This window comes from Verrucomicrobiia bacterium, assembly GCA_035629175.1.
Lineage (GTDB): Bacteria > Verrucomicrobiota > Verrucomicrobiia > Limisphaerales > DASXHY01 > DASXHY01.
On record DASPIL010000070.1, the window covers coordinates 41,451 to 60,275 of the forward strand.

The 18,825-nt window shown below is 58.4% G+C and carries 16 protein-coding genes; 4 read left to right on the top strand and 12 right to left on the bottom strand.

Annotation, left to right across the window (positions count from 1 at the left end):
- Window positions 1-22: 22 nt before the first annotated feature.
- From VEH04_12660 to VEH04_12675, 4 genes are read right to left on the bottom strand one after another with little or no spacing between them, the layout of a single operon-like run.
- Window positions 23-1,639, bottom strand: a complete 1,617-nt coding sequence (locus VEH04_12660; protein HYG23627.1) for a methyl-accepting chemotaxis protein — start codon at window positions 1,637-1,639, stop codon at window positions 23-25.
- Window positions 1,640-1,677: 38 nt separating this feature from the next.
- Window positions 1,678-3,771 (bottom strand): Cache 3/Cache 2 fusion domain-containing protein, encoded by a 2,094-nt coding sequence (locus tag VEH04_12665; protein ID HYG23628.1) that lies wholly within the window; start codon window positions 3,769-3,771, stop codon window positions 1,678-1,680.
- A gap of 15 nt (window positions 3,772-3,786) precedes the next feature.
- Complete coding sequence (locus VEH04_12670) at window positions 3,787-5,787, bottom strand: methyl-accepting chemotaxis protein (GenBank protein ID HYG23629.1); 2,001 nt, start codon at window positions 5,785-5,787, stop codon at window positions 3,787-3,789.
- Between the two features lie 37 nt (window positions 5,788-5,824).
- Window positions 5,825-6,355, bottom strand: a complete 531-nt coding sequence (locus VEH04_12675) for a chemotaxis protein CheW (GenBank protein ID HYG23630.1) — start codon at window positions 6,353-6,355, stop codon at window positions 5,825-5,827.
- Window positions 6,356-6,608: 253 nt separating this feature from the next.
- On the opposite strand from VEH04_12675, the gene VEH04_12680 reads away from it, so the two are divergent.
- A complete protein-coding gene (locus VEH04_12680) occupies window positions 6,609-6,866 on the top strand; it encodes a hypothetical protein (GenBank protein HYG23631.1) in 258 nt (85 codons plus the stop codon).
- A gap of 39 nt (window positions 6,867-6,905) precedes the next feature.
- On the opposite strand, the gene VEH04_12685 is transcribed toward VEH04_12680, so the two are convergent.
- The 4 genes from VEH04_12685 to VEH04_12700 all read right to left on the bottom strand — a co-directional run bounded on the left by VEH04_12685 (window position 6,906) and on the right by VEH04_12700 (window position 11,831).
- The gene (locus tag VEH04_12685; GenBank protein ID HYG23632.1) at window positions 6,906-7,367 is read right to left on the bottom strand and encodes a ferritin-like domain-containing protein; all 462 of its coding nucleotides are present in this window, start codon (window positions 7,365-7,367) and stop codon (window positions 6,906-6,908) included.
- Window positions 7,368-7,480: 113 nt separating this feature from the next.
- Window positions 7,481-9,637, bottom strand: coding sequence for a glucans biosynthesis glucosyltransferase MdoH (gene mdoH / locus VEH04_12690; protein HYG23633.1), 2,157 nt, complete (start codon window positions 9,635-9,637; stop codon window positions 7,481-7,483).
- Window positions 9,638-9,663: 26 nt separating this feature from the next.
- Window positions 9,664-10,287 (bottom strand): hypothetical protein, encoded by a 624-nt coding sequence (locus VEH04_12695; protein ID HYG23634.1) that lies wholly within the window; start codon window positions 10,285-10,287, stop codon window positions 9,664-9,666.
- On the bottom strand, window positions 10,260-11,831 hold the full coding sequence (locus tag VEH04_12700; protein HYG23635.1) for a glucan biosynthesis protein G: 1,572 nt from the start codon (window positions 11,829-11,831) through the stop codon (window positions 10,260-10,262). The genes VEH04_12695 and VEH04_12700 overlap by 28 nt, the downstream gene beginning before the upstream one ends.
- A gap of 157 nt (window positions 11,832-11,988) precedes the next feature.
- Between VEH04_12700 and VEH04_12705 the strand changes: the two genes are divergently transcribed.
- The 3 genes from VEH04_12705 to VEH04_12715 are packed head-to-tail and all read left to right on the top strand — an operon-like array spanning window position 11,989 to window position 15,684.
- Window positions 11,989-13,824, top strand: coding sequence for a DUF4912 domain-containing protein (locus VEH04_12705; GenBank protein HYG23636.1), 1,836 nt, complete (start codon window positions 11,989-11,991; stop codon window positions 13,822-13,824).
- 25 nt (window positions 13,825-13,849) lie between these two features.
- Window positions 13,850-14,101 (top strand): hypothetical protein, encoded by a 252-nt coding sequence (locus VEH04_12710; protein ID HYG23637.1) that lies wholly within the window; start codon window positions 13,850-13,852, stop codon window positions 14,099-14,101.
- An 8-nt stretch (window positions 14,102-14,109) separates the two neighbouring features.
- On the top strand, window positions 14,110-15,684 hold the full coding sequence (locus tag VEH04_12715) for a 1,4-alpha-glucan branching protein domain-containing protein (protein HYG23638.1): 1,575 nt from the start codon (window positions 14,110-14,112) through the stop codon (window positions 15,682-15,684).
- 20 nt (window positions 15,685-15,704) lie between these two features.
- On the opposite strand, the gene tsaB is transcribed toward VEH04_12715, so the two are convergent.
- The 4 genes from tsaB to VEH04_12735 all read right to left on the bottom strand — a co-directional run bounded on the left by tsaB (window position 15,705) and on the right by VEH04_12735 (window position 18,820).
- On the bottom strand, window positions 15,705-16,349 hold the full coding sequence (gene tsaB / locus VEH04_12720) for a tRNA (adenosine(37)-N6)-threonylcarbamoyltransferase complex dimerization subunit type 1 TsaB (protein ID HYG23639.1): 645 nt from the start codon (window positions 16,347-16,349) through the stop codon (window positions 15,705-15,707).
- On the bottom strand, window positions 16,330-16,788 hold the full coding sequence (tsaE, locus tag VEH04_12725) for a tRNA (adenosine(37)-N6)-threonylcarbamoyltransferase complex ATPase subunit type 1 TsaE (protein ID HYG23640.1): 459 nt from the start codon (window positions 16,786-16,788) through the stop codon (window positions 16,330-16,332). The genes tsaB and tsaE overlap by 20 nt, the downstream gene beginning before the upstream one ends.
- A 179-nt stretch (window positions 16,789-16,967) precedes the next feature.
- On the bottom strand, window positions 16,968-17,900 hold the full coding sequence (locus VEH04_12730; protein HYG23641.1) for a thiamine-phosphate kinase: 933 nt from the start codon (window positions 17,898-17,900) through the stop codon (window positions 16,968-16,970).
- Window positions 17,897-18,820 carry a CPBP family intramembrane glutamic endopeptidase gene (locus tag VEH04_12735; GenBank protein ID HYG23642.1) on the bottom strand — a complete coding sequence of 308 codons (924 nt, stop codon included), beginning with the start codon at window positions 18,818-18,820 and terminating at the stop codon, window positions 17,897-17,899. Before VEH04_12735 ends, VEH04_12730 begins: the two co-directional genes overlap by 4 nt.
- Between the last annotated feature and the right edge of the window lie 5 nt (window positions 18,821-18,825).

An 18,825-nucleotide genomic window follows, 5' to 3' on the forward strand; every position in this document is an offset into this window, starting at 1 on the left:
AGACTGCGGTCCGTCAGGAATCTTAAAAGGCGCCCTCCAGCGGGATTTCAATTTGCTGTTTGCTGATTTCCTCGCCACCCGCCGCCGAACGACGCGTGCTGGAAGGTTCCGCTTTCCGCGGCGGGCCTGGCTTTGGAGAGTGAGTCAGAGCGTGTTTGGGAAGAGCGTTCTCTTTGCGCTGGGCGGGCGTCGCGTTCTCGCCCACCAAACGCAGCAATTCCGCAACTGCCTGTTTCATGGATTCAGCCTGGCTGTTCAATTGCTCTGCCGCGGAAGCGCTCTCTTCTGCATTCGCTGCCGTGTTCTGCGTGATCTTGTCCATGTGGCTCACTGCTGCATTCAATTGAGCGACTCCCTGGCCCTGTTCGTTAGAAGCGCTCGCAACTGACGCCGCGAGTTCATCCAGCGTGCGGGAGCGGGACGCAATATCGGTGAGTGCCGATGAAATCGTTGCGTTCAACTCCACTCCCAATTTGGTCTTTTCGATTGAAGCCGCGATCCGGGCTCCTGTTTCCTTGGCGGCTGCCGCGCTGCGCTGCGCTAGAGCGCGCACTTCCTCGGCGACGACTGCGAATCCAGCGCCTGCCTCACCTGCGCGTGCTGATTCAACTGCTGCATTCAGAGCCAGGATGTTTGTCTGGAACGCGATCTCGTCGATGGTTTTGATGATCTTGCTGATATCATCGCCCGCAGTGCGGATGGCCGTCATCGCCTGATCCATCTGCTTCATGTTGGCGACGCCCTTCTCTGCGGCCGCGCGGGTCTGGCTTGAGATTGTTTTCGCCTGGCGCGCGTGATCGGCGTTGTGCCGCGTGGTGGAGGACATTTCTTCGAGCGATGCGCTGGTTTGCTCGAGTGAGGCGGCGTGTTCGCTGGCGCCTTCCGCAAGGGATTGGCTTTGCGCTGAAAGCTGGAACGCGGCTGCGCTGACCTGCTCTGCCTCGCTGTTCAACGCCTGGGCGACACGCTTCAAGGGAGTTGTCAGTTGAAGGTGAATGACAACGCCCGTGAGCGCCCCCAACGCTGCAATTAGAACGAGCGCGGTCCAGACACTTGTCGAAGTATTGGATTTTTGCAGGTCCTCCTCGAACCGGGTCCATGCGGACTGCGCCGCTTTCAGCGCGTCCGTGGAAAACTTCATACTCATCACGCCGCAAACCTGGCCTTGTTTCCAACCCTCGTGGCATTCGATGCAGGAGCGGTCGGAAGGAATCGAGCGATACATTTCGAAAGAGTTCTCCGTTCGCCGCTTGATCATCTGGGCCGATCCGATCAATGCTCCCTGCAGCTCCGCCGGAAGCGTCTGCTTCAGCCGGGAAGGATCCGAAGAGTAGGCTGCCTTGCCGTTTGCATCGAACAGCGACACCTCCTGCAATCCCTGGACGTTTCGCTGGGCAATGAGAATTTTATCAAACTTGTCCATCTCACCTTCTGCCATGGCATCGATGAGCGGCGCATAGGTTGCCTGTTGAAGTTTTTCAACCCAACTCCAGTGCTCTCCCTCTTCAGCCGAGCAGATCTCCGATGCGAAGCGCTTAACCTCGCTTCCGTTTCGCCAGTGCTGAAAAAGAGCCGATCCCAAATAGACCGACAGCAGTCCGGATAGCAGTGCCAGTGACAGTTTCGTCTGTATTTTCATGACTCAAATCATTTGGCGCTGCTGCACGGGTCGCTTGTTTATCGCTTCTCCGCGCTATGCACTAAACTTGCTCTGCCTGGCCGATGGCCTTGAGCAGCGATTCGTTTTATCGACGCTTCGGGCCCAGATCCGGGGCTTGAGGCGACAGGCGTTGTGGATGCGGAATCATCGGCTCCAACCAACTCTCGAAGTTTGTCTACAGAGCGGGTCATGCTTTCGGCCTGGGCGCGTAGTTCCTCAGCCGCGGCGGCGCTCTGTTCGGCACTTGCGGCATTGCCCTGCGTCACCCGGTCCATCTGGCTCACCGCGGCATTAATCTGGGAAATTCCCTGGGTCTGCTCGCGAGAGGCGCCCGCAACTTCAGAGATCAGTTCGTCGACCTGATGAATCTGCGAAACGATCTCATTCAGCCGTGCGGCGACTTTGCCGCTGATTTCCACGCCTTCGCGTGTTCGGCTTAGAGATTCTTCGATTTTCGCAGTGGTTTCTTTGGCCGCCTGCGCGCTCCGCTGTGCCAGGTTCCTAACCTCATCAGCAACCACGGCGAATCCCATTCCCGCTTCACCGGCACGGGCAGCTTCCACCGCTGCGTTCAACGCAAGGATGTTTGTCTGGAAGGCAATCTCATCAATCGTTTTGATGATCTTTGCAGTTTCGTCGCTCGACAATTTGATGGCATCCATCGCCACGGTCATTGCGTTCATGTCGAGTGCGCCCTTGTCGGCGCCGGAACGGGTGTGTTTCGCGAGTTCGCTCGCCTTTTGCGCATTCTGCGCGTTCTGTTTCGTGAGGGAGGACATTTCCTCCAGCGAAGCGCTGGTCTCCTCGAGGGCTGCGGCCTGTTCACCCGCGCCTTCTGCAAGAGATTGTCCCGCTGCCGCAATCTGGCCCGATGCGGTATGGGTTTGCTCGGAACCGTCCTTGACCCAGGCCACGATTTGGCGGAGAGGGCGGACGATTCCGCGGGTGAGTAACAGCCCGATTGCTGTTGCAAAGAGAATTCCAAGACCAGCAACGGCCATCACCCACGTGAGAACGGATTGCTGCGCGCGACGCATCTGCGCGAGCACATCTGCAAAGTCATCCTCATAGGCTCCCGCGCCAATGACCCAGCCCCAAGGCGCAAAGCTTGTCACAGCCGCGAACTTCGTCCTCGCTGTCGGATCGTTTGGATTTTTCCAGGGATATGTCTCTACCTCGGACGATCCATTCCTGGTTTTCAAACCCTTTTCGATGATCGACTGGATGAACAACCGGCCGTTGGCATCTTTTGCTTCCCAGAGGTTCTCACCGTCGCGCTTGCCTCCTTGCGAAACAATGTATCTGCCTTTCTGGTCGCCTTGAGTGCCTACAACAAAAACGTAACCGCTTTTTCCGACCTGGATTTGCGTAATCGCCTCATGCAATTCGCGGTTGATCTGCTCCAGACCGATTCCGACATACAGCATTCCGATGACTTGCGTCTTTGCGGTATTCCAAATCGGTTCATAAATTGCGGCGTGCCATTCCTTGACCACGAACGCGCGGCCGCGGTACGTATCGCCTGCGAGAACAGCGGCGACCACTGCGTTCGGAGTGCCATCGGGATTGCGAGCGGGGATGAATGTGCCGACCGCCCGTGTGCCGTCCTCCTTGAGGACGCTCGTGGAAACCCGGAGCATGTCGCCGGCTTCATTGATGCGCTGGAAAATTGTGCAATAGTCGCGGGTCAGGCGCCGCGTATCATCAACGACAACCGCGGTTTCGTTGGTGGTCGTGATCTGGCCGAGCCACTTGCTTCCTGCGCGCATCCTGGGAAGCGCCAGCGCGACCTTCTCTTTTGTGAATTGATTCACGGCTTCCCACGGAATCGTTTCCTCCGACAGATTCAGGCCTCCCGCTTCCTGGACGAGCTGTTGAGCGACTCCGAGGCTGTGGGTCAATCGCTTTTGGTTGCGCGATTCGGTGCTGGCGCAAAGCCAATAAACAGTGTGAACGATTTTGGAGCCTTCGCTCACCGCCTGGTCGCGGATTGTTCCGCGGATCTGTCTTTCGAGCTTTTGTTGTTGCACGAACACCGCCGCCAGGACAGCGATCGTTGTCACCACCGTCAGCCCGACCATTGGAAGAACTATCTTTCCGGTTAGTTTCATTGGGTTTTACGGGAGTTAAAAATCGCGGAAATCGCCTTCCAGCGGTATTTCCTGCGTTCGATCTTTTTTCCCTGCGAGCTGCAGGGATTCATCTCGCGCCTTCGGGGCCGTGCGGCTTATTGGTTGCAAGGGAATCGACGTGGTGGACGGCCGAACTGCCTTCGGCTGAACGGGCGCGGCAGGTCCCCGGGATTCAACTGACTGGCCGACGAGGTTCAGCAGTTCACTCACGGAAGCTTTCATGGTCTCCGCCTGCGCATTCAATTCTTCGGCGGCGGCGGCACATTCCTCTGCGCTTGCGGCGTTGTTCTGCGTGACCTTGTCCATCTGGCCCACGGCAGTGTTGATCTGGGAGATCCCCTGCGACTGCTCGCGCGAGGCTCCTGCAACTTCAGCGATCAATTCATCCACCTGCCGCACCTTGGCTGTGATCTCGTCAAGGGCAGAGGCGACGCGCGCGCTGATGTCCACACCCTGTGCGGCGCGAGTCAGCGAGCCCTCAATTTTCGCGGAGGTTTCTTTCGCGGCCTGCGCGCTGCGCTGAGCGAGATTTCTAACTTCATCAGCGACGACGGCGAAGCCCATCCCCGCCTCCCCAGCTCGCGCGGCCTCAACCGCAGCGTTCAGCGCAAGAATGTTGGTTTGGAATGCAATCTCATCAATTGTCTTGATGATCTTTGCGGTTTCGTCGCTGGAAAGCTTGATGGCATCCATGGCCGCAGTCATGGCCTTCATTTCATGAGAACCCTTGTCGGCCGCCGAGCGTGTTTGTTTGGCAAGCTCCGTCGCTTTCTGGGCTGACCCGGCATTGTGCCGGATCATTGATGACATTTCTTCCAGCGAGGCGCTTGTCTCCTCGATGGATGCCGCCTGCTCGCTCGATCCTTCGGCAAGCCCCTGGCTGGCGGAGGAAACTTCCCGCGCTGCGCCTGCGGTATGATCTGAGCCGAGCGACAATGCGTTGGCGACATGGCGGATGGGCCTCGTAATAGAGCGCGTCACGAGCAGCCCCAGAACCGCGGCAAGCACCACGCCAATCAAAACCGAGGCGAGGCAGAACGCCTTTTGGAACGCAGCATCTCTCCTGCCGGCAGCGACTTCTTCAAGCGCGCCTCTGCGGTGCGACTGCACGAGCCGATCGAGTATGGCAAGCGCGGCATCATGGGTTTCTACAACCGGCCCAAGAACATCTTGGTGGATTCGGTTCTGCAGGTCGCCGGCTTCCTTTACGGACGTCCGGACAATCTCGAAATGCTTGAAGACGTCCTGCATCGCAGCCGTCAGCTCGGTGTCAAAACTCGCCTGTGCCTCGGGAGTTTTGTTCTCGGCGGTGAGGCGTTTTATCTTGGCGACGGCTTCGTGGAACGCCTGGTGTGGCACAGCGAGGGCGCGGACTTGAGACGCGAGGGTTTGGTTCCCGGTCGTAAAGGATGTGAGCCACTTGCCACAGTTGCACGCTGAAGAGTCGGTTCCGCCTTCAAAGGTCGAATCGGACGAACGGAGCAATTCCAGAACCTTCCTTGCAACTATGTGATGATCCTTCGTGCATTGTTCGATCGTATAGGCGAGTTGAGCCGCGTCCGGGATTCCTGCGGCATCGTATTGCTTGCACAACTCGATGATCTTGGTGTTCTCCGTGCGCCAGGCATCCCATGCAGGAGTGAACTGCTTCCAGATTGCGGTCTCCTCAGGCGTTTGGGGCAGGGCTTCGAAAGCCTTCCAGGCTGCCTGGTAGCTCTCACGGGATTTGACAAGGTTCTCATACTGCTGTTTGCGCATTTCGTCCGGCAGACCGGGAATGGCAAGAGTGCGGACTAATCCCTTGATCGTTTCGCTTTCGGATTTGATGATCATCAGGTTATCGACTGTCGGAAGGCTTTCGACTCCGAGCCGCTGCACGATTCGCGTGCTCTGGATGGCGCCGTAATACCCCACGATTCCGACGGCAACGGTGATAATTGCAACGGCAAGGAAGGACAGAAGAAGCCGGGTCCCGAGCTTCAGGTTTTTAAACATAGCAGTGGCAATGAAAGGGTTGAGTTTGTTCTGAAAATTACAGAGAAGGCGGGTTCGTCTGGGTCGAAATTCGTGCGGCGGAGCAACGTTCGGCGCCCGTAATGACGCGATCAATGTCGAGCAGCACCTTCACAGCGCCTTTCACCTTCGCCATGCCTACGATGTATTCTGCGTGGATCTCCGATCCGAAGTCCGGGGTTTCCTCGATATCGGCGGGGGGAATGTTTGTGACTTCTTCGACACCATCAACAATCAGTCCCATCTGGGTGTTCTTGCCGTCGGGCAGCGTCACTTGCACCACCACGATGCAGGTCAGATCGGTTTCGCTGGCGTGGGGGAATCCAAAACGCAGGCGCAGATCCATCACGGGGATGATTTTCCCGCGCAGGTTGATGACCCCGCGGACATAGGCCGGCATCTGGGGGACATCCGTGATGTTTGTGAGGCGGATGATCTCACGCACCTTCAGCACGGCGATTCCGTAGGATTCACCATGCAACGTAAAGGTCAGGTATTTTCCTGCCAGTTTGCGGACATCGCTCGACAATTCTTTTTGGGCTTCAGCCATAATCGGACTTTCTTCTGTTCTCAATCAGGGGACACCGCGTGAAGGTTCATCGGGCGGTCGAGCGCGGGCACTCACACCGAAATTGTCTTAAACCGACCGCTTATTGCCAGCCGGTCGGATGGGTGAGAATTGGGAGGGAGGGAACTTCTTCTCTTCTATTGCTGTGTAAAAGGGGGAACCGCAATTTCGGGGCAATAAATTGCAAGCGTCGCGCAGCGCCGTTGACCGGAATCCGTATGCTACACGGCAATATATGGTCGCAATGCAGGACAACGCGCTGGAACAGTCCCAGCGGATTCAAGTGGAAATGGGCGCCGCCGGCACCGTGAAGGTGCGCGTCGAAAGTTTCGACCCGAAGCTCGGCTGGTACACATCCGCCTCGATTTGTCTGCCGCTGCACCAGGTCGCTTTGCTGGAACAGGCGCTCGCCGATATGCGCGACCACGGCTCGCCGATCGATCAAGCGGACGACAATATCCTTCCGTTCCCCGGCGAGCGGAAGGCAGCGTAAACGCCGAAGGAAACTAAACGCCGCACCTGCGCCCGGTCCTCAGGAAGAAGCTGCCTGCTGCTGCGCGGGCAACGCGGACTGCGCTATCCGAACTTTCCCAAGCAGCTTCTGCAATTCTTCCACGTCCTTGTCCTCGTCGAGGATGTGATTCTCCAGCATGAACTGGGTGGGCAGATGGGTGCAGACCTTGTGAGCGCGGGTATAAATCTCCACGGCGTTCTTCTCAACCACCAGGTCCATCTCCAGCATTTCTGTCACGTTCGTCGATTGCTGGACCTTGCCAATTTCAGCCGTCGGAACGCCGCCGAGATAAACGATGCGTTCGCCCCACATTTTGGCGTGGTTCAGCGATTCCTTAGCGTGATGCTGAAAAATCTCCTCGAACAGCAACTTGTCGCGACCCGTCAGCAGCATGCTGTGTTGGTTGTATTGAATCGCGGCCGTGTATTCCAGCGCGACCGCTTCGTTGAGCACATCAATTAACTCGTCGTGTTGAGCCATAATTTTCCTTTGATTCGAAGAATTCGCTGTTGGCATGCGGGTGTCAAAACTTAAGTGACCCCAATTTGCGGGAGCGATCTCCTGCTGCGGAGGCGCGAATAATCGTGAGCGGCTTACCTGACGTAATGCCGGATCGCAGTTTGCCACCATGGCGCGAGCGACTCCGCCGAGCGAATCCAGGCCTGGCGGTGCAGCCAGGGCATCACTTCGGCATCCGACAAAACGAGCGCCTTTTCCTTCCCCTCAAGCGATTCCGGCCCCTTGCGCAACAGCTGCTCGGCGAGCTCGCGCACTCGGGGTTCGCCCGCCCCCAGCTGTTTCAGGGCGCGGCTGTATTCAGGGTTCAACCCTTTTTCGCGCAGGAGCGATACGTGGATCGCATTGACGTAGGGATCCAGCACCACTTGGGCGATGCTGGCGTCGGGCAGCTTCGGCAATGTAGCGGCACTTTTTTCAAGCAACGCCATTCGCATGCGCAGCGTGTCCAATTCCGAAGGGGGCGCAGTTTCCTCCGGGGTCAGGAAAAGTCCGAGCGAACGCGCCTTTGCCCCGATGCTTGGGCGGCTCGTGACGACACTCAACGGGATCGACAACAACATGCCCGCCAGCACTGGCAGGAACCACCAAAACGCCGGTGGATCCAGGCGCCAGATGAGCCAGCCCCAAACAATTCCAAGAAGCGTATGCCCCAGGTGGGCGCGCACTGCGTTGGACCAGGTGATCCCGTTGGCTCCGCGTTTTTGAGGCCCCCAGTTCACACCGAGACCAAACAGAATCGTCGCCACAAATTTGGAATGCCACAGCATTTGCAGCGGCGCATGCAGCGATGAAAACAAGGTTTCGACAACGGCGCTGAGAGTGGCGCGGCGCAATCCGCCGAAGCTCTGCTTGCGCTGCCGGTCAAATGCGAGGTCGACCAGGGCCAGGACCTTCGGCAGGAACAGGACGCTCATGCAAATGCTGAAGATCAAAAATGCGTGCCCCGTCCCGCTGAGTTTCATGAAAGGCGTGAATGCCCGGACGGTCAGGTCCGAAAGCCGCGTGTATTCCTTGAACCACAGCGCCCAGTTGTAGGTCAGCAGGAAGAACAACCACAGCGGGCTGCCGAGGTAACCGAAGATTCCGAGCAAAAGATGAATCCGGCTGACGCCGCGCAACCCTCGGGCAAACAGCACCATGGCGTGCTGCAGGTTTCCCTGGCACCACCGCCGATCGCGCTGGGCGTTCTCAATCATGTCCTGCGGCTGCTCCTCGTAACTGCCCTCGAGATCGTAGGCGAACCACACCTGCCAGTTCTCTTTCAGCATCAACGCAGCCTCTACGAAATCGTGGCTCAAGATTTGCCCGCCAAAGGGTTTGCGTCCCGGCAACTGCGGCAGGTCGCAATAGTGCATGAACGGTTCTGTTCGGATGATCGCGTTGTGACCCCAATAATTGCCGAAGCCCTGGGTCCAATAGTTGAGGCCGGCAATGAAAATGGGCGCATACAGACGATTTGCGAACTGCTGAATGCGTCCAAACAGCGACTCGGCATTCACGAGGGCGGGAACGGTTTGGATCATGCCCACATGCGGATGGGTTTCCATCAGCTTGACGAGGTCGACGACCAGCTCGCCTCGCATGATGCTGTCGGCATCGAAGACAATGAAGTAGCGATAGCGGCGTCCCCACGTGCTGAGAAAGTCTCGAACATTGCCGCTCTTCTTGCCTTCGTTCGTGACACGGCGTCTATAATAGATGCGGCCTAACGCATCCAATTCGCGAACCAGTTCACACCAGCGTTCCTCTTCCTCGACCCACTTCGCGGGATCTGTGGAATCGCTGAGGATGAAGAAATCGAAATGCTCCGCCTGCCCTGTGCGTTCGAGCGAGAGATAGGTTGCCCGCAATCCTTCCATGATGCGCGCGACCTCCTCATTATAGGTCGGAAAAACGATGGCCGTGCTGACTCCGTCCAAGCTCTTGGAATTGTAATCTCCGAGCCGCGTGATCCGGGACGGATCGCCGATGACCCGCAGAATGAAGCCCGCTATTCCGTGCAGGCAGCCTATCGAGATCAACAGGAAGAGCAGGATGAAGAGAATCAGCAGGATCGTGCTGGAATTGTTCCACCCGCTGCGCCAGAGGAGGTCGGCAAAGAGCATCGCCACGACTGCCGTGAGCAGCATGGCGGCGGAATAAAACAGGAACACGCGCGCGCTGCGGCCCGCCGGCCTGGCGGGGTAGATTCTTGGGGTGTCCTTGACTGGTGCTGGCGAGGGCGCAACCATGAAATCAATCGATTGAAGGGATCACCTCATCTGGCAGGCGCCGCCGGGAAGTAATGCGTGTAGATGAAGAATGCGACGAGCAGCACCCCACACACGATCCAGATAAATGCCCATTTCTTGAACGGAAATTGAAAGTTCGACAGTGTTGCGATCGGTCCGAGATCCAGCGGACGCGGCGTCATTTTGGCGAGCTGAAAATCCGGCCCCGCCCTCAGATACGCCTCGCGCATCGCCGTGACGAAATCCTCGGGCCACGGCCCCGGCTTCAAGAACTGCTCCTGCCACTTGCCCGGCATGTCAGCAATCAACAACGCGAGCCGGCCCCGCGTGGACAGCATGTGATCCGTGCCTGCGGGCGATTCCTGCAGCACCTGCGCAAACCATTCGGTCACCACTGCGTCCATTTCCTCTGCCGCCAATTCCGTGGGATGGCGTTCAAGTTCCGTCTGGGCGCGCCGCATCGCACGCTTGAGGACATGGATGACTACCCGATTCAGCAGAACCTTGTTTCGGATGCGCAACGCATGGAAATAACTTTCCACTTTCGCGTAAGCGGCATTCCAGTCCTCAAGTGGACGTCCCGCAATCCGCCCCGGCTGCTCAACCGGCGCGTCCGGGGTGGCTAGAGCGGACTCCAGAGATAGGTCCATGTTTCGCTCAAAACCTCCTCTCCCTTTTTCAGCGTGCAGCGGATATCCACCGAATCCTTGTTTCCTTCCTTGGGCTTGATCGTCAGCATCACGCGCCAGCAAGCCTTGAACGGATTACGAAACACCTGCGCGTCCACGATCGAGGCGTTTTCGCTGCAGCTCGCAATCGCCTGCGGTGGCGCATTCTCCGCCAGCGTGTTGAGCTTGGGCCCGCTGAAATCAATTGAGAACTGGCGCGTGCTCGCATCGCGGGTCTCGGTGCCGACCCGTGTCGCAATCACCTTGTCCTGCCGCGCCAGCTTCATTTCGGCCTCATCGCGCGTCCAATAAAGCGTGTAACCGAAATTGTAAGGCTCCATGGGCTTTGGCTTCGTCTTTGGATCCCAAAAGGCAACGATGTTGTCCAACCCCTCGTAATGCGTGCTCAATTCCACAAGGTGAACATCGCCTTCGCCCCAAAACCCGTGCGGCTCAACCCACACATTGGGAACCTGATGATAGTAGTTGAACAGGTCCTGATACGCCGCGAAGTCGCGTTCCCGTTGCAACAGCCCGAATCCGCGAAGCTCCTTCGTCGCAAACTTCTGGTGCCGCATTTCCGTCGTGTTGTTCAGCGGCCGCCACAGAACTTCCCCGTTGCCCATCTGAATGAGAAGCCCGTCGCTGTCATGCACTTCCGGCCGGTACTCATTGAACCGCCGCTCCGACGCCTTTCCGAACCAGAACATGCTCGTCAACGGCGCCAGTCCAATGGTCTTGAGCGGTTTGCGATCGGGCGCAATGGCTTTCACGTTGGCCTCCTCGCGGAAATACACGCGCGCACGAATGTCGGCAATGGTGCTTTCTCCCGGCACGATCACCATTTCATAAGCTCCTGCGCAGCTCACGCTGTCCAGGATTGCAAAGAGCTTCAAGCGATCGTCGCCTCGAGAGGGTTTGCCCAGCCACCAGTCAGTGAAGATGGGAAACTCCTCCGTGCGATCCGACTCGCCTGAATCGATGGCCAGCCCCCGCGCGGATTGACCGTAGCGCTGTCCCTTGCCCAGCAGACGGAAATAACTGGCGCCCAAAAACGCACCCAGCTCATCCCACTTTCCGCGCTCGTTTAATTCATGGAGCAGGCGGAAACCCGCGTAACCCGTGTTCACCGGAATCTGCTTCTGGATGTTCAGGCTTCGATAATTGAACCAATCCTGCATGAAGCGAATGGGTTGCATCGCTGTCACGGTGAATTCGTTCAGATGCACGGGTTCTTCGTAGAGATATCCCGGATGAAAAAACTCGACGCGGAACGGAAGATCTTCGGCGCTCCAGAGTGCCTTGTCGTGCCGGAACTCAATCTCTCGATATTGATCGTAGTTTAGATTGGCAGCTTTGAGTACGTCGGGCAGGTCAGCGCGCGGGGAGCGGAATGGTTTTTGGGCGCGTTGCTCCGCCCGCTTCGCCACCCAGTCCAGCGTAATCTCCGCCGTCTCCTGCCGCGCGAATCCGTCCGCGGCAAGAACCAGTGATACAGCAATAATAAGGCAACGCAACCGCGTCATAAATGTGACCAAAGCAGAGCTTAATCGTCCTCCTTTGGCAAGAGCACGGGGGAAAGTGCCCATCGGGTCGTCGATTCAGAATACCGTTGCTAGGCTGGAAGCCCGACCGTAATCTCGCTTCACCGATGCATCCTGTTGTTTCACGAGCTAAGTCATCATGAAACCGAAGAAGAAGTCCGCAAAGAAGAAGGTTGTGTCGTTGCCCGCCGTGCCCCTCCGCGAGGCCCCGCCGCTCAAATCCACCAGCGCGCAAAAGATCCGCGAACCGCTTCCGGCCCGTGGCGTAAAGAGCCAATCGCAACCCGTCGCGGCCGCTTCACAAAAGGCTGCTTCCCCAAAAGAAACATCAGGTTCGAAACCTGCCTCAGAGGTTCGCAAAAAGCGTGTCGAAGGCGTGAAGGCGGCCGCTGCGCCCGTGCCCGAACCTGCTGCCGCAAAACCACCTCCGAAAACGGATCGTCCAACAAAGAAGCCGGAAGCGCCCGAAGTTCCGGCGCAATCGAAAGTGAAGCGGGTTGCGAGCAGGACGCCCGTTGCTCCGGTCAAAGTTTCGCCGATGAAGCGAAAGCTGTCTGCGAAGCTTCCGGCCCTTGTCCCGGAAAAGGCGAAGCCGGAATTGTCGTTGCCGAAGAAGCCGTCACCGCCGCCCGCTTTGCCTGCTGCCGTCGAGCCGAAGTTGTCGAAGCCAGCTCCTTTGTCTCCGGAACCAGGTGCTTCGTCCCCGTCAAAGTCCAGCCAGCGCTTTCCCGCCGCAAAGGCGCCGGCCCGGAAAGTGCCGGCAAAGATTCCCCCGATCCTCCTCGAAGGCGATCAACCGCAGACAGACGCTCCCAGCGGACCCGGCCAGCGTTACGCCGTCGCATATGGTTCGTCACGGGCATCGGGTGTGGAACCGGAACTGCCAAAAGCCTACGGCACGCAACAGTTGCTCGTGGCGGCCCGCGATCCCCATTGGCTTTACGTTCATTGGGATCTTACGGACGACCAGCTGCGGCATTATGTGTCCGCGTCACTTGAGCGAAACCTTGTTCTCCGCATTCACGCAGGATCCCTTTCCGACAAGGCGGAGCAGGAGATTCAACTTGCGCCCGAAGCACGCCACTGGTTCGCCCACGTGGAGAGGGCGGGAGCGAAGTACTTCGCGCAACTCGGATATTACGGCAAATCGGGCAGGTGGACCGTGGTGGCAAGTTCGTCGGCGACACTGACTCCGCCCGACTCGATGGCCGAAGAGACAACGGCGGACTTCGCGACGATTCCTTTCGAAGTGCCGATGGAGAAACTTCTGTCGCTCGTGAAGGAAGCCTTGGAAGAAAATGAACCGCTAGCCGAGGCGCTTCAGGAGGTGCGCATTGAAGAGCGGCCGGATTTACCCGAATTCCCGCACCATTCGGCGTCCGCGCAGACCGTTTCCACCCGAACCCCAGACGCCGCACCGGCTGCGAGCGACGCTGCATGGACTCCATCGCAGGAGAAGGCGCTTGCCGAGATCATCAGCATGGATCATGTGCGGCGTGTTTGGATGGGCTCGATGGAAATTACTGAATTGATTCGCCGGCGCGTCGTACAGGAACTTGCGGAAGAGTCAGCAGCACAACGCGGCAAACCTGGCGCAGCACCCACATCGCCGACCCCGCAAGGGGCAGTCCACGCGGAGGCGAAGGCTGTCACGAGTCCCTATGGGCTGCAGCCGCGGGAAAGAGGTTTCTGGTTCAACATCAATTCTGAATTGATCATTTACGGCGCCACGGAGCCAGACGCGCAGGTCACGATTGCAGGACGCCCCATTCGGCTCCGATCGGATGGAAGCTTCAGCTATCGCTTTGCACTCCCAGACGGAAATTATGAACTGCCGGTAGTCGCCGTATCGTCGGATAAAACAGACGGGCGCGCCGCAGAACTGGCATTTGCCCGGACAACGGAGTATCGCGGTGATGTCGGCACGCATCCTCAGGATCCGAATCTGAAACGTCCAGAGCCCGACGCGCTGTAAGCCGATTTGCCGCGCCGCATGTCGAATGAAAAGAGCCATTCGAAACCTGATCCGGTTTGTGGCAGTGGCGCTCGTCGTCATTGGCTGCCTGCTGTGCACGCTTGAATTTATGCGACAACGCGCTGGCGATGCTGATGCAGCTGCGAGCAAGTGGATCCCGGGGGGAGCCTTGCTGGTGGCGGGTGTCATCTGTTTCGCGATCAGTGCGCGTGTTGCCGAATATTTCAGCGACGATGATGAGGACGATGGTTCAATTGAGATTCCTCCGGAAACTTGAGAATTGACATGCAAGGTTATCTCTCTCTCGTTCTCCATGCGCATTTGCCGTTTGTGCGGCATCCGGAACATCCACGGTTCCTTGAAGAAAGCTGGCTCTTCGAGGCCATAACGGAGACCTACATTCCATTGTTGAAGGTGCTTGAGGGCTGGCAGCGCGATGGCATGCAGGCGAGGCTCACCCTGACGCTCACCCCCACGCTTTGCGCGATGCTGCTCGACCCGCTGCTGCAGGAGCGTTACGAACGGCACCTCAAGGAGTTGATCGAACTGGCTGAAAAGGAAACGCATCGGACGCATTGGGATGCCGGGCTGAATTCCCTCGCCGAAATGTATCTGCAGCGATTCAATGCCGCCCACGAGAGTTATCTCCACTACGGCCGGAATCTCGTACGCGCGTTTCGCGAATTGCAGGACGCGGGAGTGCTGGAAATCATCACCTGTGCTGCCACGCATGCGCTGCTGCCCCTCCTCGCGGGCCATCCGCCTTCGATCCGCGCCCAGATCCTCATCGCCCGCGATCATTATCGAATGTGTTTCGGCAAAGATCCACGCGGCATCTGGCTGCCGGAATGCGCGTATGTCGCAGGGGTCGAGAAGGTGCTGCAGGAGGCGAACATCCGCTGGTTCATCACGGATACCCACGGTGTGTTGCATGCGCGCCCGCGACCGCGCTATGGCGTTTTCGCACCCATCTACACTCTGAATGGCATTGCCGCGTTCGGCCGCGACCTTGAGTCCGCCAAGCAGGTTTGGAGCAAGGATGAAGGCTACCCTGGCGATCCTGTGTACCGCGATTTTTACCGCGACATCGGGTTCGACCTGGACCTCGATTACGTGAAACCGTATCTCCCCGCGCCGGATCAGCGGGGGTTCACGGGGATTAAATATCATCGCATCACGGGCGGCACTTCGCAGAAATCGGTCTACAATCGCGCCGTCGCGGTTCAGCGCGCCGCCGACCATGCGCAGCACTTCCTGCTGGCGCGGGTGGCTCAAATGGAGAAGCTCGCGTCGATCCTCGACCGCCCTCCGCTCATCCTCTCGCCATATGACGCCGAGTTGTTCGGACATTGGTGGTATGAAGGACCGGAGTTCCTCGATTATTTCGTGCGGAAAGCATACTTCGACCAGAAGGTCTTCACGCTGATTTCGCCGGATGAATACCTGAAGCAGTTTCCGTCAAACCAGGTGGCGGAACCGAGCGCGTCGAGTTGGGGCGAGGAGGGATACTGGCGTGTCTGGTTGAACGAGACGAATGAATGGATTTACCCGCACCTGCACATTGCGCAGGAGCGGATGACCCAGCTCGTGCGGAGGTTCCCTTCACCTACTCCCCTGGAACATCGGGCTCTGACCCAAGCCGCCCGCGAGCTCCTGCTCGTGCAATCCAGTGACTGGCCCTTTATCCTCCGAACTGGCACCAGTCCGAACTACGCCCGCCGCCGCGTGAAGGACCATCTCCTTCGGTTCATGGTGTTGCACGACCACCTGCTGAGCGGTGATGTCGATCCACAGTGGCTTGAGGAAATCGAAGCCAAGGATAATTTGTTCGATACGATCAATTACTATTACTGGGAATAGGATTCGATCAGTGGCGCCTGCTATGGAATCACGCGCGGGCGCGGCGCTTTGACAAAGGTGGTCTCTCGGAGGTAAATCGGTTCCAATCGTTCGCCCGGTGCCGCCTCGTTTCGCTGCAATGCCAGCAGCGCCAGCTGGCTTGCCGATGCAAACACCACTTGCCCTTGTTGAAACCATCGCGTCACTTCCGGTCCAATCAGCATGCAGCCAGATTGCGCGAGCTCTTGCGCTTCAATGACGGATGCGATCCGCAGTGGCGACAATTCGGCGGCGCCTGATTCGCTCATCGAATAAACGGCGAGATACAGCTCCCCGCGCTGGGCATCAATCACAACAGCGGCGGTTCCGCGCAACCCATTTGCGTGAGCCTTCGCGGCGATTGCTTCAGCGCTGCTGATGCCGAGCAACCGCACACCATTCGCGAGTTGCCATCCCTGCGCGAGAGCGAGCGACGCGCGGATTCCCGTGTAGGACCCGGGCCCCAGTCCAGCAACCACACAGTCGACGTGCTGTCGATCCAAACCGGCGCCTTGCAGTGCTTCCTCAATCATCTCGAGAGCGCGCGTGGTGCGAGGATCGCTGTTGATCACCTCGAATGGAGTTCCCGCGCGGGAGGCGGCCACGCTCCGCTGGTTTGAGGAAAAATCAATGGCCAGAATATTCATAGGAGATGCGGCGTTCCGTTTCGGCTACCGTTTCAATACGCACGGGATGCACGTTCGCGGGAAGCGGGCCGTGAGATTCCGAAAACCAGCGTTCCGCCCACTCAATGACGCTTACCCCGTCAGGATCCAGATACTCATGAATTCCGGCCGATAGCAGTTGTTCACGCGTTTCGAGGCGGTAGAGGTCCAGGTGGAACAGCGTGAGGCGTCCGCCTTCATAGACGTTGACGAGCGTGAAAGTGGGAGAATGAACTCGTCCGCTGAAGCCAAGCCCGCGCGCTATTCCGCGCACGAGCTGGGTCTTGCCCGCGCCGAGGTCACCGCACAGGGCGAAGACTGTCCCTCGTTCCGCATCGCGCCCCCAGCATTCGCCGAGCGCTTCAGTTTCCGCAGGTGAGCGCGTGATCCGCTCCGTCTCATCCATCGATTGCAAATCCACGCAAAGTGGATACAACGAAAGGGATGTGCGAAGCAACCCAGCCGGTCGCAGCAGCAAAGTTTTGAACAGGAGGTCGCAGAGGAAGCAGAGAGTTGCGAAAACAACTGCCCAGGCCTCTGATTCCCATTTTCCGCCTCTGCTACCTCTGCTTGCTCCTGTTAAATGCGTTTTTCCCTTGTTCAGCCGAAGTGTTCGTAACCGGGCAGATCGAGGCGTTGATGGCCGTGCTTGTCGCGCAGTGCAATTCCTTCACCCCTGATAATCTTCCCGATGCACGTCAGTTTCAGCTCTGTAAAGCGCGCGCGCCAAGCATCCAGGAGCGGAACTGCGTCCTTGCTGGCAACAGTAAACAAGAGCTCGAAATCCTCCCCGTCGGTCAGCGCTGCAAGCAACGGCGGCTTGGCGGGAGATTCTGCCCTCGACAACATCCGCGCCTCGCGGGTGATCGGAATCGATGCCGTCAACAGCTCCGCCCCCACCTTGCTGGCGTTCAGGATGTGCTTGAGATCTCCCGCCAGACCGTCGCTCAAGTCGAGCATGGAATGAATGCAGAAGTTCTCGGCAAGCCACCGTGCTTCGGCGAGTCGCGGCTCGAACGCCAGATGTTTGCCCGCCAGTGAACCGCCCAATTCACCTGTCACAAAGATCGCGTCACCTGCCTGAGCGCCAGATCGGAGAACCGCCTTGCCACGAGGAACCGAACCGACCACGGAAACGGAAATCAAAAACCGTTCGGGATTAGTGGTGGTTTCGCCACCCACGATCGCAACCTCATGACGCCGCGCGAGGGCGTTGATGCCGGCGTAAATCCCGTCAACGCGCGCGAGATCAAATTGCTTCGGCAGGGCAATCGTAATCACCGCCGCTGTCGGGGTTCCCGCCATCGCTGCAATGTCACTCAAGCAACGCGCCAGCGCCTTGTGTCCCACGCTTGCGGGATCTGCGTCGGGAAGAAAGTGAATTCCTTCCACCACGGCGTCGGTCTTCAGCAGCAGCAGGCGATCGGGCAGGCCGAGATCCAGAACGGCGCAATCGTCGCCCGGACCATTGACCACTGTCCGGTTCGACGGCAACGAGCGGGTAAGCCGCGCAATGAGTTCAAACTCTTTCATGTGGGCGCAACGACACTGTGTGGATCCAACAGGAACAGCATGACGAAATTTGCAGTGTTGAGCGCCACGTGCGCCGCAACTGGTGCCGCGAGATTGCCCGTGCGTTCATAAAGCCAGATGAGCACCATCGCGAAAAATGTCAGGGGCACAAAGACACCAAGGTTGCCGTGGATCAGCCCGAAGAGAATAGCCGTGAGCCATACTGCGATCCTCGGGAATCCGAGTTGTTTGATGAATGGATAGAGCACCCCACGGAAGAGCAGCTCTTCCGCGAGCGGCGCGAAAACAATGGCGGTGAGGCCCATTACGGCACGCGACATCCACGTGTTTGCGGCGCGCAACACCTGGACTGCTTCCTGTTCTGACGGCGGAACTCCCACCAGTTCCAGGAGCCTGGCGGAAAGCAAATGCATCACGCCCATCAGCGGCACCGCCGCCAATCCCGCGAGGACTCCGAGACCAATCGCCCTTCCCGAGCTGTTGCGAAGTCCGAAAGCCTCGACCCAGCCGGTCGATTGTTCGCGAAGAAAATGGTGGATCAACCAGACCGTAGCTCCCTGAAAGCAGACAAGCGTCACGACAATTTTCCAAACATTCGGAACGCTGGCGGGGTCCGCCTCCGAACCGAAACGCCCGGCGATCCAAATCAGCAGCAGTCCGACGTAGAAACTCGCGAGCAAGGTGCCGAACGTGCGGACCATTCCTTGATCGCTCCAGCCGCGGCGCAGCAGGTAGAGCACGACACCCAGGAGCGCAGTCGCTCCCCCGACCGCGCCGAGGTAGACGGTATTGTAGTTCTGCGGCTCGCGAAAATATTGGATGAGCGCGACTGCGCACGCGCTCATGAATACCGCGCATACGACAACGCTCGCGCCCAGGCGAACCGTCGCGTCAAACTTCCAGGGTTGTCCCGGCAACATGCCCG

Bases quoted from the DNA above. Each gene is read 5' to 3' on its own strand.
- VEH04_12660 (HYG23627.1), bottom strand. From the start codon at position 1,639: ATGAAAATACAGACGAAACTGTCACTGGCACTGCTATCCGGACTGCTG.
- VEH04_12665 (HYG23628.1), bottom strand. From the start codon at position 3,771: ATGAAACTAACCGGAAAGATAGTTCTTCCAATGGTCGGGCTGACGGTG.
- VEH04_12670 (HYG23629.1), bottom strand. From the start codon at position 5,787: ATGTTTAAAAACCTGAAGCTCGGGACCCGGCTTCTTCTGTCCTTCCTT.
- VEH04_12675 (HYG23630.1), bottom strand. From the start codon at position 6,355: ATGGCTGAAGCCCAAAAAGAATTGTCGAGCGATGTCCGCAAACTGGCA.
- VEH04_12680 (HYG23631.1), top strand. From the start codon at position 6,609: ATGGTCGCAATGCAGGACAACGCGCTGGAACAGTCCCAGCGGATTCAA.
- VEH04_12685 (HYG23632.1), bottom strand. From the start codon at position 7,367: ATGGCTCAACACGACGAGTTAATTGATGTGCTCAACGAAGCGGTCGCG.
- mdoH (HYG23633.1), bottom strand. From the start codon at position 9,637: ATGGTTGCGCCCTCGCCAGCACCAGTCAAGGACACCCCAAGAATCTAC.
- VEH04_12695 (HYG23634.1), bottom strand. From the start codon at position 10,287: ATGGACCTATCTCTGGAGTCCGCTCTAGCCACCCCGGACGCGCCGGTT.
- VEH04_12700 (HYG23635.1), bottom strand. From the start codon at position 11,831: ATGACGCGGTTGCGTTGCCTTATTATTGCTGTATCACTGGTTCTTGCC.
- VEH04_12705 (HYG23636.1), top strand. From the start codon at position 11,989: ATGAAACCGAAGAAGAAGTCCGCAAAGAAGAAGGTTGTGTCGTTGCCC.
- VEH04_12710 (HYG23637.1), top strand. From the start codon at position 13,850: ATGAAAAGAGCCATTCGAAACCTGATCCGGTTTGTGGCAGTGGCGCTC.
- VEH04_12715 (HYG23638.1), top strand. From the start codon at position 14,110: ATGCAAGGTTATCTCTCTCTCGTTCTCCATGCGCATTTGCCGTTTGTG.
- tsaB (HYG23639.1), bottom strand. From the start codon at position 16,349: ATGAATATTCTGGCCATTGATTTTTCCTCAAACCAGCGGAGCGTGGCC.
- VEH04_12730 (HYG23641.1), bottom strand. From the start codon at position 17,900: ATGAAAGAGTTTGAACTCATTGCGCGGCTTACCCGCTCGTTGCCGTCG.
- VEH04_12735 (HYG23642.1), bottom strand. From the start codon at position 18,820: ATGTTGCCGGGACAACCCTGGAAGTTTGACGCGACGGTTCGCCTGGGC.